Source organism: Caulobacter radicis, from assembly GCF_003094615.1.
GTDB classification, from domain to species: Bacteria; Pseudomonadota; Alphaproteobacteria; order Caulobacterales; family Caulobacteraceae; genus Caulobacter; species Caulobacter radicis.
Genome location: NZ_QDKO01000016.1, coordinates 20230 through 34117, shown reverse-complemented (window position 1 = coordinate 34117; position 13888 = coordinate 20230). Strand labels below are relative to the sequence as shown.

11 protein-coding genes and 1 other annotated feature (1 of these 12 cut by a window edge) are annotated in these 13888 nt (G+C 68.4%); of the genes, 5 read left to right on the top strand and 6 right to left on the bottom strand.

The window, feature by feature from the left end; all coding sequences use genetic code 11:
• Nucleotides 1–25: a sequence feature (sul1 is cis-regulatory element that is thought to sense ions involved in sulfur or methionine metabolism; They are found in Alphaproteobacteria), on the top strand; it begins 29 nt to the left of the window's first position.
• Between the two features lie 41 nt (nucleotides 26–66).
• Nucleotides 67–1515, top strand: coding sequence for a SulP family inorganic anion transporter (locus tag DDF62_RS09895; protein ID WP_116488964.1), 1449 nt, complete (start codon nucleotides 67–69; stop codon nucleotides 1513–1515).
• A gap of 36 nt (nucleotides 1516–1551) precedes the next feature.
• Here the strand turns inward: DDF62_RS09895 and DDF62_RS09890 are convergent, their stop codons facing one another.
• From DDF62_RS09890 to pepN, 4 genes are all read right to left on the bottom strand, one after another.
• Complete coding sequence (locus tag DDF62_RS09890; RefSeq protein ID WP_116488963.1) at nucleotides 1552–1929, bottom strand: VOC family protein; 378 nt, start codon at nucleotides 1927–1929, stop codon at nucleotides 1552–1554.
• Nucleotides 1930–1977: 48 nt separating this feature from the next.
• Nucleotides 1978–2730 (bottom strand): hypothetical protein, encoded by a 753-nt coding sequence (locus DDF62_RS09885; RefSeq protein ID WP_133244909.1) that lies wholly within the window; start codon nucleotides 2728–2730, stop codon nucleotides 1978–1980.
• 87 nt (nucleotides 2731–2817) lie between these two features.
• Nucleotides 2818–5286 (bottom strand): cell cycle histidine kinase PleC, encoded by a 2469-nt coding sequence (gene pleC, locus DDF62_RS09880; protein ID WP_116488961.1) that lies wholly within the window; start codon nucleotides 5284–5286, stop codon nucleotides 2818–2820.
• 367 nt (nucleotides 5287–5653) lie between these two features.
• Nucleotides 5654–8245, bottom strand: coding sequence for an aminopeptidase N (pepN, locus tag DDF62_RS09875; RefSeq protein ID WP_116488960.1), 2592 nt, complete (start codon nucleotides 8243–8245; stop codon nucleotides 5654–5656).
• A 101-nt stretch (nucleotides 8246–8346) separates the two neighbouring features.
• Between pepN and DDF62_RS09870 the strand changes: the two genes are divergently transcribed.
• Together DDF62_RS09870 and DDF62_RS09865 are read left to right on the top strand one after the other, a co-directional pair.
• Entirely contained in the window at nucleotides 8347–9246 is a 900-nt protein-coding gene (locus DDF62_RS09870; protein WP_116488959.1) for a hypothetical protein, read from the top strand.
• 82 nt (nucleotides 9247–9328) lie between these two features.
• Nucleotides 9329–9994, top strand: coding sequence for an OmpW/AlkL family protein (locus DDF62_RS09865; protein ID WP_116488958.1), 666 nt, complete (start codon nucleotides 9329–9331; stop codon nucleotides 9992–9994).
• 110 nt (nucleotides 9995–10104) lie between these two features.
• Here the strand turns inward: DDF62_RS09865 and DDF62_RS09860 are convergent, their stop codons facing one another.
• Nucleotides 10105–10656 carry a hypothetical protein gene (locus DDF62_RS09860; protein WP_116488957.1) on the bottom strand — a complete coding sequence of 184 codons (552 nt, stop codon included), beginning with the start codon at nucleotides 10654–10656 and terminating at the stop codon, nucleotides 10105–10107.
• 142 nt (nucleotides 10657–10798) lie between these two features.
• Here DDF62_RS09860 and DDF62_RS09855 point away from each other — a divergent pair, with 142 nt between their 5' ends.
• Together DDF62_RS09855 and DDF62_RS09850 are read left to right on the top strand one after the other, a co-directional pair.
• On the top strand, nucleotides 10799–11932 hold the full coding sequence (locus DDF62_RS09855) for an acyl-CoA dehydrogenase family protein (protein ID WP_116488956.1): 1134 nt from the start codon (nucleotides 10799–10801) through the stop codon (nucleotides 11930–11932).
• Nucleotides 11933–12059: 127 nt separating this feature from the next.
• Entirely contained in the window at nucleotides 12060–13280 is a 1221-nt protein-coding gene (locus tag DDF62_RS09850; protein WP_116489008.1) for an acyl-CoA dehydrogenase family protein, read from the top strand.
• 153 nt (nucleotides 13281–13433) lie between these two features.
• Here the strand turns inward: DDF62_RS09850 and DDF62_RS26555 are convergent, their stop codons facing one another.
• On the bottom strand, nucleotides 13434–13805 hold the full coding sequence (locus DDF62_RS26555; RefSeq protein ID WP_341871566.1) for a hypothetical protein: 372 nt from the start codon (nucleotides 13803–13805) through the stop codon (nucleotides 13434–13436).
• Nucleotides 13806–13888 lie beyond the last annotated feature (83 nt).

The following is a 13888-nucleotide window of genomic DNA, read 5'->3' as shown; positions in this document are numbered from 1 at the left end:
CCGGGCGCCGATCCCCCGGGAAACCTTCGCGGCGCCCGTCTCGTCGCACCACGCAAGACAGATCCCATGAGCTTCCTCGCCAAGACGCGCCAGCAATGGCTCGCCAATCCTGGCCGCGACCTGCTGGCCGGCACGGTCGTCGCCCTGGCCCTGATCCCCGAGGCTTTGGCGTTCGCGTTCATCGCCGGCGTCGATCCGGCCGTGACGCTCTACGCCTCTTTCGTCATCGCCATGACCATCGCCTTCGTCGGCGGCCGGCCGGCGATGATCTCGGCCGCCACCGGGGCCATGTCGCTGCTGATGGGCGGCCTCGTCCGTGACCACGGGATCGAGTACCTGTTCGCCGCCAGCGCGCTGACCGGTGTCATCCAGATCGTCATTGGCCTGCTGCGGCTGGGCCGCTACGTGAAGTTCGTCTCGCGCTCGGTGATGAGCGGCTTCGTCAACTCGCTGGCGATCCTGATCTTCATGGCCCAGCTTCCCCAGTTGATCGGCGGCAACTGGCAGACCTTCGCCCTGGTCGGGGCGGGCCTGGCGATCATCTATCTTTTCCCGCGCCTGACGAAGGCGGCGCCCTCGTCGCTGGTGGCGATCCTGGCGCTCAGCGCCGTGGCCATCGCCCTGAACCTGCCGGTGCGCACCGTCGGCGATATGGGCCAGCTTCCCACGGCCTTGCCCGGCTTCCACCTGCCGGCCGTGCCGCTGACGCTCGAGACCCTGAAGATCATCGCCCCGGTGTCGCTGACCCTGGCGTTCGTGGGCCTCCTGGAAAGCCTGCTGACCGCCAACCTACTCGACGACCTGACCGACAGCCCATCCGACAAGGACCGCGAGACCCGGGGGCAGGGGATCGCCAACATCGTCTCGCCGCTGCTGGGCGGCATGGCCGGCTGCGCCCTGATCGGCCAGTCGATCATCAACGTCAAATCCGGCGGCCGCTCGCGCCTGTCGACCTTCTGGGCGGGCCTGTTCCTGCTGATCCTGATCCTCGTCCTGCGCGACTGGGTGGCCCGCATCCCGATGGCCGCCCTGGTGGCGGTGATGATCATGGTCGCCTTCACCACCTTCGACTGGAACTCGGTGCGCAAGCTGCGCTCGACGCCGCTGCAGTCGACCATCGTCATGCTGGCCACGACCGTGACGGTGCTGATCACCCACGACCTGGCCAAGGGCGTCGTGCTGGGCGTGCTGCTCAGCGTGCTGTTCTTCGCCCGCAAGGTCGGCAAGATGATCAACGTCGCCGAGCGCGCCGACAGCACGCAGACCGCCCGCCGCTACGTCGTCGAGGGCCAGCTGTTCTTCGTCTCGGCCGAACTGTTCGCCGCCGGCTTCGAGTTCCACGGCCATCCCGAGCGCGTCGAGATCGACATGACCGGCGTGCGCCTGTGGGACCTCACCGCCGTCGGCGCCCTCGACAAGGTGGTCCTGCGCTATCGCCGCCAGGGCGCGGCGGTGGAGGTGCTGGGGCTGGACGAGGCGGGCGCGGCGCTGGTGGCCAAGTTGGGGACGGCCTAAGAACTCTCCCTCTCCCTCTGGGAGAGGGTAACGTTCTCACCCCTGCGACAGGCTCAGCACGTTGCCGTCGGGATCGGCGAACCAGGCGACCCTGGCCGCCCCGCCCGGGGCGGTCCAGATCCCCAGGGCGTCCTGGCCGAAGCCCTCGTAGATCGTGAAGACCACGCCCCTGTCGGTCAGCGCCTTCACGCCGACCTCGATGTCCTCGACGTGCCAGCCGAATACCGGATGGGCCCCGGCCTTGTAGTCGGGCAGGGCGGTCAGGCGGATCAGCGCCGCGCCGACCTCCAGGAAGTCGCCGAACGGATCGGAGCTGCGGACTACAAGGCCCAGCTTGCCGACATAGAAGTCCAGCGCGCGCTGGCGGTCGCTGACATGGATAAAGGCGACGGGCGTTCCGGAGGCGGCCGGCATGGTCTTTCACTCCCCGCGAGGTGCTTTCCGCGAATCCTGCCGCGAAAGCTAGGGCTTGGCGATGGACCCGCTCAACATGACCTGGGATTTGAACTGCGCATTGCGGCCCGTCGCCCCCGCCGCGCCTTGGGGACCGTTCGGTCCGAGGGCGTTGCTGTCGCATGCGGGCTGGACGGGAACACCGCTGCCGCCCGCGCCGCCTGGACCGCCGAAACCCCCGCAGATGTGGCCGCCGCAATCCTGAGGCTGCCCGGCGGCGTTCGTGTCTGTGAGCACCTGGAAGGCCGCCAAGTTCGACTGCGATATGGTGGAGATGGAGACACTGCCCGCGTCACCACCGTTCTGTCCCGGCCCGCCGGGGTTGCCCGCCGAGGCGGCGGCGTCGGCTGCGCAGGTGGATTGGTCGCGAGGCGAGGCATTGGGGCCTGGCAAGCCCGGCGTCCCGGCGTTGAGGATCGAGAGACCGCTGCCGGCCACGGCGCCGACCGTCAGCTCGATTGGGTCGGTGTTGAGCCCCGCGGGGGTGTTGGCTATTAGCTCGGCCGTGTCTTCGATGATCAGGACCTGGATCTGCAACTGCACCGAAGCGCCTCTGGTGATGATCTGCGCACCGGGCCCGAGCTGCAGCTGGCCTATTAGCGTCAAGCCAGGGTTCAGAATAAGCGTCGAGCCCTGCGGAACGGTGATGTCCTCGATGGCCTTCGCCTTGTCGGCTTCGGCCGCTGCGGCGGCCGTCGAAAGCGCCAGAAGCGCCAGTCCTAGGCCGAGCCTGCACGCATATGGAACACGCACCATTTTCAAGAAGTCTCTCCTGCTGCTGCAAGCAAGAGTTTAGCTGTTGCCGCGAGCGGTCAAGCTTGTTGGGTCGTTTTTGTCGACAGGACGTCTCTACGCCACCGCGTAGTCGCGCACCTGCATCGGGCTGCTCTGGCTGATCGGCAGGGTGAAGCTGACCGTGGTGCCGTCGCCGGGGGTCGAGACCATCTCCAGCGCGCCGTCGTGCATCTCGACCAGCGACTTGGTCAGCGCCAGGCCAAGGCCCGTGCCTTGCGTGGTCTTGGAGTGCTGGCTTTCCACCTGCTCGAACGGGCGGGCCAGGCGCGCCAGGTCCTCGGCGGCGATGCCGATGCCGGTGTCGGTCACCGAGACCTTCACGCGCTCGCCCAGCGGGTCGCGGCGGATCTCGGCGCGGACGACGACGCGGCCCTGGCGGGGGGTGAACTTGATGGCGTTGCTGAGCAGGTTCAGCAGCACCTGCTTGACCGCGCGATAGTCGGCCTCGATCTCGGGCAGGGGCGGGAAGTCGACCTCTAGCTTCAGGCCCGCCGCCTCGGCGCGGTTGCGCACCAGGCGCACGGCGTCCTCGGTGACGTCCTCCAGGTGGAGCGGCTCGAACTTCAGCGCCATCTTGCCGGCCTCGATCTTCGACATGTCGAGGATGTCGTTGATCAGGGCCAGCAGGTGCTGGCCGCTGTTGTGGATGTCGAGGCTGTAGCCCTTGTAGCGCTGGTCGCCGAGCGGGCCGAACATCTCGTTCATCATGATCTCGGAGAAGCCGTTGATGGCGTTCAGCGGCGTACGCAGCTCGTGGCTCATATTGGCCAGGAACTCGCTCTTGGCCTTGTTGGCGCCCTCGGCCTTGACCTTCTCCATCTCGTACTTGCGGGCCAGCTCGGCCAGCTGCTCCTGGCTGCGCTCCAGGCCGGTGACGGCGTTCTGCAGTTGCTCCTCGTTGCGGCGGCGGGCCTCTTCCTGGGTCTTGATGGCGGTGATGTCGGCGGCGGTCATGACGAGGCCGCCCTCGGCCGTGCGCCGTTCGCTGATCTGGATCCAGCGGCCATCGTTGAGCTCGGCCTCGCGCACGCCCTTGGCGCCGGTGGGGTCGGGGATCTCCTGGCGGATGGCCAGGGCCGCGAAGCGGTTGACCTCGGCGCGGGCCGCGCCCGGCTTCAGCAGCTTGGGCTCCAGCGAGAAGACGCTGCGGTAGTTCCTGTTGCACATCAGGAGGCGCCCCTGACGGTCCCAGAGCACGAAGGCCTCCGACACGCTCTCGATGGCGTCGCGCAGGCGGTTCTCGGCGGCCTGCGCGCGGGCCTGGGCCAGGCGCTCCTCGGTGACGTCCAGGGCAACGCCGATGATCCGCGAGTAGCCGTCCTCGCCCGGCTTGCCGAAGCCCTGGCCGCGGGCGTCCACCCAGATCGAGCGGCCGCCGTGCTCGCGGGCCGGGATGCGGAACGAGACGTCGAAGGCGCCGAACTGGGCGGCGTTGGCCAGGGCCTGGCGCACCCGGTCGCGATGATCGGCCGAGATCCGCTCGACCAGGTCCTGGCCGGGCGCCACGCCGCCGCCGCCCCAGCCGAACATCGCCCCGGTGACGTCGGACATGTAGACCTCGTCCGAGCGCAGGTCCCATTCCCAGATGCCGCAGCGGGCGGCTTCGACGGCCAGGCGGAAGCGCTGCTCGCTGTCGATGAATTCCTTCTGGGCGCTTTCGGCGCGGCGGCTTTGCAGCATCAGGATCAGGGCCAGCGCGATGCCGGCGGCCAGCGGGATCAGCAGGGTCAGCGCGCCTTCCATGACGCGGCGATCGACATTGGCCACGGTGTGGCTGGGGGTGCTGACGGCGGCGATGACCGCGCCCTGGGCCAGGGGCTCGAAGGCCACGTCCAGGCTGGAGCCGTCGACGCCGCGGCCGGTGAGGGCGGCCGCGCCGCCCTGCAGGTCCTCGACGGAGAGGGTGTAGGCCTGGCTCAGGCTGGCGGCGCCCTGCACGGCGCGCCCGGCGCCGACCAGCAGGCCGCCGTCGGCCAGGAACAGCGCCACCGAGCGCTCCTTGGCGGGCTCGCCCAGCAGGCGCGAGGGATCGCCGGCGGCGATGACATAGCCGCGGCCGGCGCTGGTCTGGGCGGCCATGGCGACATAGAGGCGGCCGGTGCGGCCCACGCCCCCGACCCAGACGCTGCGGCCGGAAGCGGCGGCGGCGCGGGCGGCCAGGCGCCAATCGGCCGATGGGTCGCGGCCCGCGACGGCCAGCACCTCGGCGTTGGTGGTCACGGCCACGGCCATGGCCTCGCCGCCGGCGGCGCGCAGGGCGGTCTCGGCCGCGTCGATGGCCGAGGTCGGGTCGCGCTCCAGCATGTCGGCGGCGGCCGACAGGCCCGCGCGCTGGGCGGCCAGGTTGGTCTCGACCTTGCCGGAAAGGATCTGGGCTTCTGCCGCCAGGCCCGCGCCGCCAGGGGGAGCGGAGGCTTCCTTCTGCAGGTTGTGCAGGCCAAGGGCGGTATAGACGGCCAGCAGCAGCAGCGCGGCCAAAATCACGATGCGGACATAGGCCTGCGACGACCGGGCGGCGCGCATGCGGGCCACGCCCGCAGCCGAAAGTCCGGCCTTGGCCGGCCTTCCGGGTTTCGCCCCGCCAATTCGCAACGCTTGAACCTCTAGCACCCCAGGCGAGTCAGTTCGCCGACATGGTGAATCTACCGTACCCGTTCATGCGCCGTCACCCGGGGGAGAGGCGAATAAGCGGGGTATGAGCGCTTTGGTCGCAACCGTTGCGCGGAGGAATCACCTCAGGCTCGCCGCCTGAGGGAACCTCCCCCGTGGGGAGGTGATCGCGAAGCGATCGGTGGGGGGAGTGATCCGGAGCCCGGCCGATGCATCGGACGCTGAAACGTCCCCCCCCCCCACCAGCCTTCGGCCGCCTCCCCCAGAGGGGGAGGTTTCGCTACTCCAGCGCCCGCGTCGCCAGCTCCAGCACGTTCTTCGACAGGCCCTGAACGGCCTTCACGCGCTCGAGTTCGCGGCGCATCAGGTCGCCCAGCGCCGGGACGTAGCGCCGCCAGCCGCCCAGGGGCTCGACGAGGCGCGCGGCGGTCATCGGGTTGAACCCGTCCACCGCCAGGATCTGGTCGGCCAGGAAGCGATAGCCCGCGCCGCTGGCGTCATGGAACCGCGCCGGGTTGGCGCTGGCGAAGCCCTGCACCAGGGCGCGGAAGCGGTTGGGGTTGCCGGCGTCGAAGTCGGCGTGCTCGGTCAGGGTCAGCACCCGCTTCAGCGCGTCCGGCGACGGATCGCGGGCCTGGACCGAGAACCACTTGTCCAGCACCAGCGGCTCGTGCCGCCACTTGGCGTGGAAGGCGGCCAGGGCCGTCTCGCAGGGCTCGCCGCCCACCGCCAGCAGGGCCGACAGGCCGCCCATGGCGTCGGTCAGCGCCGCGGCCGCCTCGAAGTGGCCGACGATGCGCTGCACGTTGTCGGCGTGCGGATCGGCGGCCAGCAGGTCGACGCAAGCGTTGCGCAGCGCCCGGCGGCCGGCCGAGGCCGCGTCGGGCGAGAACTCGCCGTCGCCCTGCATGGCGCCGTGGATGCGGGCCAGCTGTTCGCCCAGGTGCACGGCGATGCGGGCGCGCAAGAGCCCGCGGGCCTCGTGGATCGTCGCCGGATCCACCGGATCGACGGCCAGGGCCAGGTCGCCCTCGCTCGGCAGGGCCAGCAGCAGGGCCTTGAAGGCCGGGTCGGCGGCCGGATCATCCAGCGCCCGGCCCAGGGCCTCGGCGTAGCGTTCCTCGCCGACCTCGTCGGGCGTTCCGGCGGCGCGCGCCAGGATCAGGCCGCGGGCCAGGCCCTGGCCGGCCTCCCAGCGGTTGAAGAGGTCCGGATCGGCGGCGAACAGCACATAGGCGTCGGCCGGCCGCGCGTCGGTGGTCAGGGTCACCGGGGCCGAGAAGCCGCGCAGGGCCGAGATGACCGGCGCCTCCTCGACGCCCTCCCAGCGCACCGTCAGGCTATCGCCCTCCAGCAGCACCACCTCGCTGTCGCGCAGGGGGCTGCCGTCCTGGGCCAGCAGGCCGATGGTCACCGGGATGGGCAGCGCCTTCTTGACCGGCTGGCCGCTGGTCGGCGCGGTCTTCTGGCTCAGGGTGATCGACAGGGCCTTGGCGGCCGCGTCATAGGCGTGGGTCAGCGACACCGACGGCGTGCCGGCCTGTTCGTACCAGGCAAAGAAGCTGTTCAGGTCGCGACCCGAGGCCTCGGCGAAACAGGCGATGAAGGCCTCGACCGTGGTCGCCTCGCCGTCGTGGCGCTCGAAATAGAGATCAAGACCGGCCCGGAACGCGTCGGCGCCCAGGATGGTCTTCAGCATGCGGATGATCTCCGCGCCCTTCTCGTAGATGGTCGCGGTGTAGAAGTTGTCGATCTTCAGATAGCTCGACGGCCGCACGGCGTGGGCCAGCGGGCCGGCGTCCTCGGCGAACTGCCGGGCGCGCAATGCCTTGACGTCCTTGATCCGCTGCACGGCCGCGCCGCGCATGTCGGCGCTGAACGACTGGTCGCGGAAGACCGTCAGGCCCTCCTTCAGGCACAGCTGGAACCAGTCGCGGCAGGTGATGCGGTTGCCTGTCCAGTTGTGGAAATATTCGTGGGCGACGACGCTCTCGATGCGCTCGTAGTCGAAGTCGGTCGCGGTCTCGGGCTCGGCCAGCAGGAGGGAGCTGTTGAAGATGTTCAGCCCCTTGTTCTCCATGGCCCCGAAGTTGAAGTCGCGCACGGCCACGATCATGAAGAGGTCGAGGTCGTATTCGCGGCCGAAGGCCTCCTCGTCCCACTTCATCGAGCGCTTGAGGGCGTCCAGGGCATAGGCCGCGCGCGAGGCCTGGCCAGGATCGACGAACACCTTCAGGGCGACGGTGCGGCCGCTCATGGTGACGAAGTCGTCCTCCAGCACGTCCAGCCGCCCGGCGACCAGGGCGAACAGGTAGGCCGGCTTGGGGAAGGGGTCGTTCCAGACGGCGTAGTGGCGGCCGCCGTCGAGCTCGCCGGCCTCCATCAGGTTGCCGTTGCTGAGCAGGTGCTCGAACGCCTGGTCGGCCTCGATCCGCACGGTGTAGCGGCTGAGCACGTCCGGCCGGTCGGGGAAGAAGGTGATGGTGCGGAAGCCCTCGGCCTCGCACTGGGTGCAGAACCGGCCGCCCGACATGTAAAGGCCCATCAGCGCCTTGTTGGCCGACGGATCGATCTCGACCTCGGTGACCAGTTCGAACACGTCGGGGACGTCGGCGATGGTCAGGCGCTCGTCATCCAGTTCGTACTGGTTGGCGTTCAAGGCCTGGCCGTCGATGGCGATCGACTTCAGCGTCAGCCGCTCGCCGTTCAGCGCCAGGGCCTCGCCGGCCGCGCCCGTGCGGCGCACCTTCAGCGTGGCGGTCACGCGGGTGGCGGACGGCGCCAGCTGGAACGACAGCTGCGTCGTCTCGATCTCGAACGGGAACGGGCGATAGTCGGAGAGCCGGATCGGCTGGGGCGTTTCGGTGCGCATCACCGCAATGTAGTCGCCCGTCCGCGCGGCGGCGAGGCCGGCGGTTGCGCGACTTGTCGATTTATCGGCTAAGTTTCGAAGCTAGACCGGAGGCGCCGTCCATGCTCGAAACGCTCGCCCAAGGCGGCCGTATGTCGCTGGGCCGCTGGGTCATGGCCCTGGTCTGGACGATCATCCTGACGCTGGCGCCCTGTATCGCGGGCGTCGCCGCTGTGACGGCGGTGTCGGTCATCGGCGACTTCGTTTTCGTCGAACTTGCGACACGCTGCGATTGTTACGAGCCCCTTCTGGTCAAGACGCCCGTGGCGGTCCTGGCGGCGATGGTCGTCGCGCTTGGGACCTATGTCCTGGCGGTTCGGCTGGGCGAAAGGCGCTGGCCGTCCGAATTGGCGCCGGCTTCGGCGATCCCGGGACTGGGGTTTGGGATCATCCTGGCCGTGCTGGCCTTCGGCCTGCTGATGGGCGTGCTTGTCTTGAGCGGCGACGTGGTCTGGCGGTCGCCGGCGACCGTTGATTGGCGTTGGGCGCTGGACGGCTCCAGCAACGGCGCGCTCGGGGGCTTGCTAGTGGGCTTGGCCGTGCAGGGCGGAGGCGCACGCTTGGCGACCCAGGCGTTCGGGCCGGTCGTCGGCGTGGTGTTGGCGGCCCTGCTGGCGTCCTGGCTTGTATCGTTCGGGGAGGCGCTGCCGCCGCTCCAGTGGGTGAACGTAGCGCTGGGCGGGGCCATCCTCGGCCTTTTCTGGCTGCGCTACGGGCGGCTGTGGCCGGGGCTTGGCCTGTCGACGGGGTGGGGCGCGCTGTCCGGCGTGGTGATCGCCGGCTATCCGGTGGTCGACGGCGAGGATACGTCCATCTACGAGCCTTGGCAGGGACACCTGATCGCCTGGCTGCGAGGGACGGGCGGCCCGGAAAACTCGGTTCCCTTGCTGGCGGGATGTGTCTTGGCCGTCGCCTTCCTGGCCTGGCGCGCCCGGAAGGAGGGCTGCTTCTCGGACACTTGAGGCGGATCAAGGTACGCCCTGGCGAGCGGGCGCATCACCCCTGGCGACGCCTCGACGCGTCGAAGTCCAAGGGGATAAGACCATGACCGCCCTCCGCACCGCTCGCCTTGCTTTGGGCGCCGCCGGCCTCGCGCTCGCCGCCGTCGCCACGGGCGCTCACGCCCAGGAGGCCTTCACGCCCGCCGCCAAGGGGACCTGGCAGGTCAACCTGCGCGCCACCAGCGTCTCACCCGACGCGGGCGACCCGATCGTCACCGCCGCCGGCGCCGCCAGCGGCCTCAAGGCCGACGTCGAGGACGACGTCATGCCGACGCTGGGCGTCTCCTACTTCCTCACCGACAAGCTCGCCGTCGAGGTGATCGCCGGCACGACCCAGCATACCGTCAAGGCCGTGGGGCCGGGGACCGACGTCGTCGTGCACAAGACCTGGGTGCTGCCGCCGGTGGTCTCGGCCCAGTACCACTTCGCGCCCAAGGCCCGGTTCAATCCGTATGTCGGCGCGGGCCTGAACTACATGATCTTCTACAGCGGCAAGGACAGGAACGGCTTCACCGTCGATCTCGACGACGGCTTCGGCTACGCCCTGCAGGCCGGCGCCGACATCGCCGTGAAGGGCCCCTACGTCGTCAATGTCGACGTCAAGAAGGTGTGGTTCGAAACCGACGCCAAGATCAACGGCGGCGCCCTGAAGTCCAAGGTGAACCTGGACCCGATGGTGGTGTCCGTGGGCGTGGGGCGGCGGTTCTAGGCGGTGCGTGGCCCTCGTCCTTCGACAAGCTCAGGATGAGGACCATTTTTGGGGCCGTGCAGTAGAAAACCTCACCCTGAGCTTGTCGAAGGGCGTGGTTTTCGCCTGGCTCAGCCCTCCACCGTCCCCGCCGCCGGGGTCTCGTGCAGCTCCCGCTCGATGGCCGCGGCCTTCTGGGCCAGGGCCAGCAGGGCTGGGGGCGCGTCCTCGGGATGGTCGCCGACCAGGGTCATGATCTCGCGTGACAGCGCGTGCAGGCGCGGGGCGGCGGCGATCAGCTTGGCCTGGAACTCGATCTTGCGCGGGTCGCGGTCGTATTCCGCGCCCGGCGTGCGCCAGCCGCCCCAGTCGTTGGGGTCGGTGACCACCACCGGATAGGTGCCGGGGAAGGGGTGGTGCAGGCAGTCGCTCTCCTGCTGCCACTTGTTGCGCGCCCGCAGCACCCGCCAGTTGGACAGCACGCCGCCCTCCTGCGGGTCCATGCGGTCCTCGGGCTTCAGCTCGTGGGCCAGGAACTCGCGGCCCAGGCCCACGTCGTAGGTCACCCGCACCGGCTCGTCGAAGCCCTTGGCCCAGATGGGCACGATCTTCTCGATGATCGCCCAGGCGCCGACGCTCTCGACCCAAACCTTCTGGTTCCGCTGATAGACGGTCTTGGCCATGGGATCTCGAACGGCTCCAAATACTGGGCGGCCATAAGAACCTGAAATTCTTGACGCCGGGTCAATCTTTCCACGCACGTAAACGTGGTTCATCGTCGTTTCCAACGGCCGTCGACAAGAACGGCCAAGGGAGAAAGCGGCCGTGGATTTCGACTATTCCGACGACCAGAAGTTCCTCAAGGACGAGGCCCGCAAGTTCCTGGGCGGCCGCTGTCCGCCCGCGGTGGTGCGCGGGGTGCTCGACGATCCGGCCAAGAGCTACGACGCGCCCCTGTGGGCCGCGGTGGCCGAGCAGGGCTGGCTGGGCGCGGCCATTCCCGAGGAGCACGGCGGCCTGGGCCTTGGCCGCGTCGAGCTGTGCGCCATCGCCGAGGAACTGGGCCGGGCCGTCGCCCCGATCCCCTTCGCCTCCACCGTCTACATCCTGGCCGAGGCCGTCATGGCCCACGGCACGGCCGCCCAGCAGGCCGCCATCCTGCCCCGCGTCGCCGCCGGCGAGCTGATCGGCGCCCTGGCCGTCAGCGAGGGTCCGGGCGTGCTGACCTCCTCGGCCCTGTCGGCCCGGGTCGAGGGCGGCAGGCTTTCCGGCGTGAAGATCCCCGTCACCGACGGCGACATCGCCCACGTCGCCATCGTGCTGGCCAGCGAAGCCGGCAAGCCCGGTCTGTTCCTGGTCGACCTGACCGGCGCCGGCGTGAAGCGCGAGACGCTCGAGAGCCTCGATCCCACCCGCAGCGTCGCCCGCCTCTCCTTCGAGGGCGCGGCCGCCGAGCGGCTGGGCGGGGCGGGCGAGGGCTTCGACCTCGTCCAGTCGATCCTCGACCGCGCCGCCGTGCTGCTGGCCTTCGAACAGCTGGGCGGCGCCGACCGCTGCCTGGAGATGGCCAAGGAGTACGCGCTTGGCCGCTACGCCTTCGGCCGCGTGATCGGCGGCTACCAGGCCATCAAGCACAAGCTGGCCGACATGTACGTCAAGAACGAGGTCGCCCGCTCCAACGCCTATTACGGCGCCTGGGCCCTCAATGCCTCCACCCTCAAAGAAAATGGGGCTCCCGAACTGCCCACGGCCGCCGCCGCCGCCCGCATCGCGGCGTCCGAGGCCTTCTGGTTCGCCAGCAAGGAAAGCGTCCAGGTGCACGGCGGCATGGGCTTCACCTGGGAGGTGGACTGCCACCTCTACTACCGCCGCTCGCGGCAGCTCTCCCTGGTCGCCGGCTCGCCGAGGCTCTGGAAGGAGCGGCTGGTCAGCGAGCTCGAGAAGAAGAACGCGGCTTAGCAGCGGCGCGAAATCCTCGTCCTTCGACAGGCTCAGGATGAGGATTTCGAATGTGATCGCGGAGCCAGCAGTAGTCCTCATCCTGAGCTTGTCGAAGGACGAGGCGGACCAACGGAAGATCATCGCCATGGACTTCAACGACTCCCCCGCCGAAGCCGCCTACCGCGAAAAGGCCCGCGCCTGGCTGGTCGAGGCCGCCGCCGCTCATCGCGCCGAGCATGGCGAGCCGAAAGCCAACACCCCCGAGCACATGGCCGCCGCCAAGGCCTGGCAGGCCCGCAAGGCCGCCGCCGGCTACGCCTGCATCACCTGGCCCGCGGCCGTGGGCGGCGGCGGCGGCACACCGATCGAGTCGGTGATCTTCGGCCAGGAGGAGGGCAAGGCCGGCGTCGCCTACGGCTACTTCACCATCGGCCTTGGCATGTGCGTGCCCACGGTCATGGCCTTCTCCGACACCGACACCAAGAAGCGCTTCGTTTCCCCCGCCGTGAAGGGCGAGGAGATCTGGTGCCAGCTGTTCTCCGAACCGGCCGGCGGCTCCGACGTCGCGGCCCTGCGCACCCGCGCCATACGCGACGGCGACGACTGGGTGATCAACGGCCAGAAGGTCTGGACCACCGGCGCCCACTACAGCGACTTCGGTATCCTGCTGACGCGGACCGACCCCGACGTGCCCAAGCACAAGGGCCTGACCATGTTCTGGATCGACATGCGCGATCCGGCCGTGGAGTGCCGGCCCATTCACCAGATGTCGGGCGGACGCGAGTTCAACGAGGTCTATTTCAGCGACCTGCGGGTCAAGGACAGCCAGCGCCTGGGCGAGGTGGGCCAGGGGTGGCAGGTCGCCCTCGTCACCCTGATGAACGAACGTCTGGCCGTCGGCGGCTCGGCCGGTCCCAACTACCGCGAGGTGCTGGAGCTGGCCCGCGCTCTGCCAGGCGCCGATGGCCCCGCCTTGGCCAACGACGCCTTCCGCGAGAAGCTGGCCGACTGGTTCGTGGCCTCGCAGGGGCTGAAGTTCACCCGCTTCCGCACCATGACCGCCCTGTCGCGCGGCCAGACCCCCGGCCCGGAAAGCTCGATCGGCAAGATCATCTCGGCCAACCAGCTGCAGGACCTGGCCAACACCGCCGTCGAGATGCAGGGCGAGTATGGCGTCCTCACCGGCCCCGAAGCCGCCGCCAGCGCCGCCTTCCAGCAAAGCCTGATGTGGGCGCCGGGCCTGCGCATCGCCGGCGGCACCGACGAGATCCTCAAGAACATCATCGCCGAACGGGTCCTGGGCCTGCCGGGGGATGTGCGGGTCGACAAGGACGTGCCGTTCAAGGACATGCCGACGGGGCGGTGAGGGGGCTGCTCCCTCTGGCCTCGCCCCAGCGCTTCCTGGCGATTGATCCGAGATTTCCAACAAATCTATAATTTGAAATTTCGTAGAGGCCGCCATCCTGGATTTGATAGACGGCCTCTACGAAATATTGTTTATAGGTTGGCTTGTGTGATTTTAAACTCGCGACATCATTTCTGTAAGTATGGCCTGTCGCTTTAAGCGATCACTGCTGACTTCTCCTAGTTCTTGGCATATTTTTGTGGCCTTTAGGAATATATCTGTCGCTTCAATACTGTGTTGTCCCATCATGTTTGCTATCGCCGTGGCGGCTTTTTCCGCGGAGCGAGAGTTGAGTGGTGGGTTGTCCTTTCCGGTAATAATTGCTTTTACCAGGGCAAGCATGTGCCATTTAAATCTTTTCATATTTTGAGGAATTACTCGGTTCGAAACGAGCAGGGAGTACCTGTACATTGTGATGCATGCTGAGGAAAATACAATTTCCTTTACGTCATCGGCGAAAATTGTGTCTGTCAGCTCGGCATACATAGTCTTTGTGTATCTGGATGATAATTCTGGTCGATTGCAATACATCGCGGCAACGCATTTTGCGGCATTGTGGAGGGAAAATA

What these genes read in the sequence shown, in the direction of transcription:
- DDF62_RS09895 (WP_116488964.1), top strand. Translation starts at nt 67, where the DNA reads ATGAGCTTCCTCGCCAAGACGCGCCAGCAATGGCTCGCCAATCCTGGC.
- DDF62_RS09865 (WP_116488958.1), top strand. Translation starts at nt 9,329, where the DNA reads ATGACCGCCCTCCGCACCGCTCGCCTTGCTTTGGGCGCCGCCGGCCTC.
- DDF62_RS26555 (WP_341871566.1), bottom strand. Translation starts at nt 13,805, where the DNA reads ATGTATGCCGAGCTGACAGACACAATTTTCGCCGATGACGTAAAGGAA.
- pleC (WP_116488961.1), bottom strand. Translation starts at nt 5,286, where the DNA reads ATGCGCGCCGCCCGGTCGTCGCAGGCCTATGTCCGCATCGTGATTTTG.
- DDF62_RS09850 (WP_116489008.1), top strand. Translation starts at nt 12,060, where the DNA reads ATGGACTTCAACGACTCCCCCGCCGAAGCCGCCTACCGCGAAAAGGCC.
- DDF62_RS09860 (WP_116488957.1), bottom strand. Translation starts at nt 10,656, where the DNA reads ATGGCCAAGACCGTCTATCAGCGGAACCAGAAGGTTTGGGTCGAGAGC.
- DDF62_RS09870 (WP_116488959.1), top strand. Translation starts at nt 8,347, where the DNA reads ATGCTCGAAACGCTCGCCCAAGGCGGCCGTATGTCGCTGGGCCGCTGG.
- DDF62_RS09890 (WP_116488963.1), bottom strand. Translation starts at nt 1,929, where the DNA reads ATGCCGGCCGCCTCCGGAACGCCCGTCGCCTTTATCCATGTCAGCGAC.
- pepN (WP_116488960.1), bottom strand. Translation starts at nt 8,245, where the DNA reads ATGCGCACCGAAACGCCCCAGCCGATCCGGCTCTCCGACTATCGCCCG.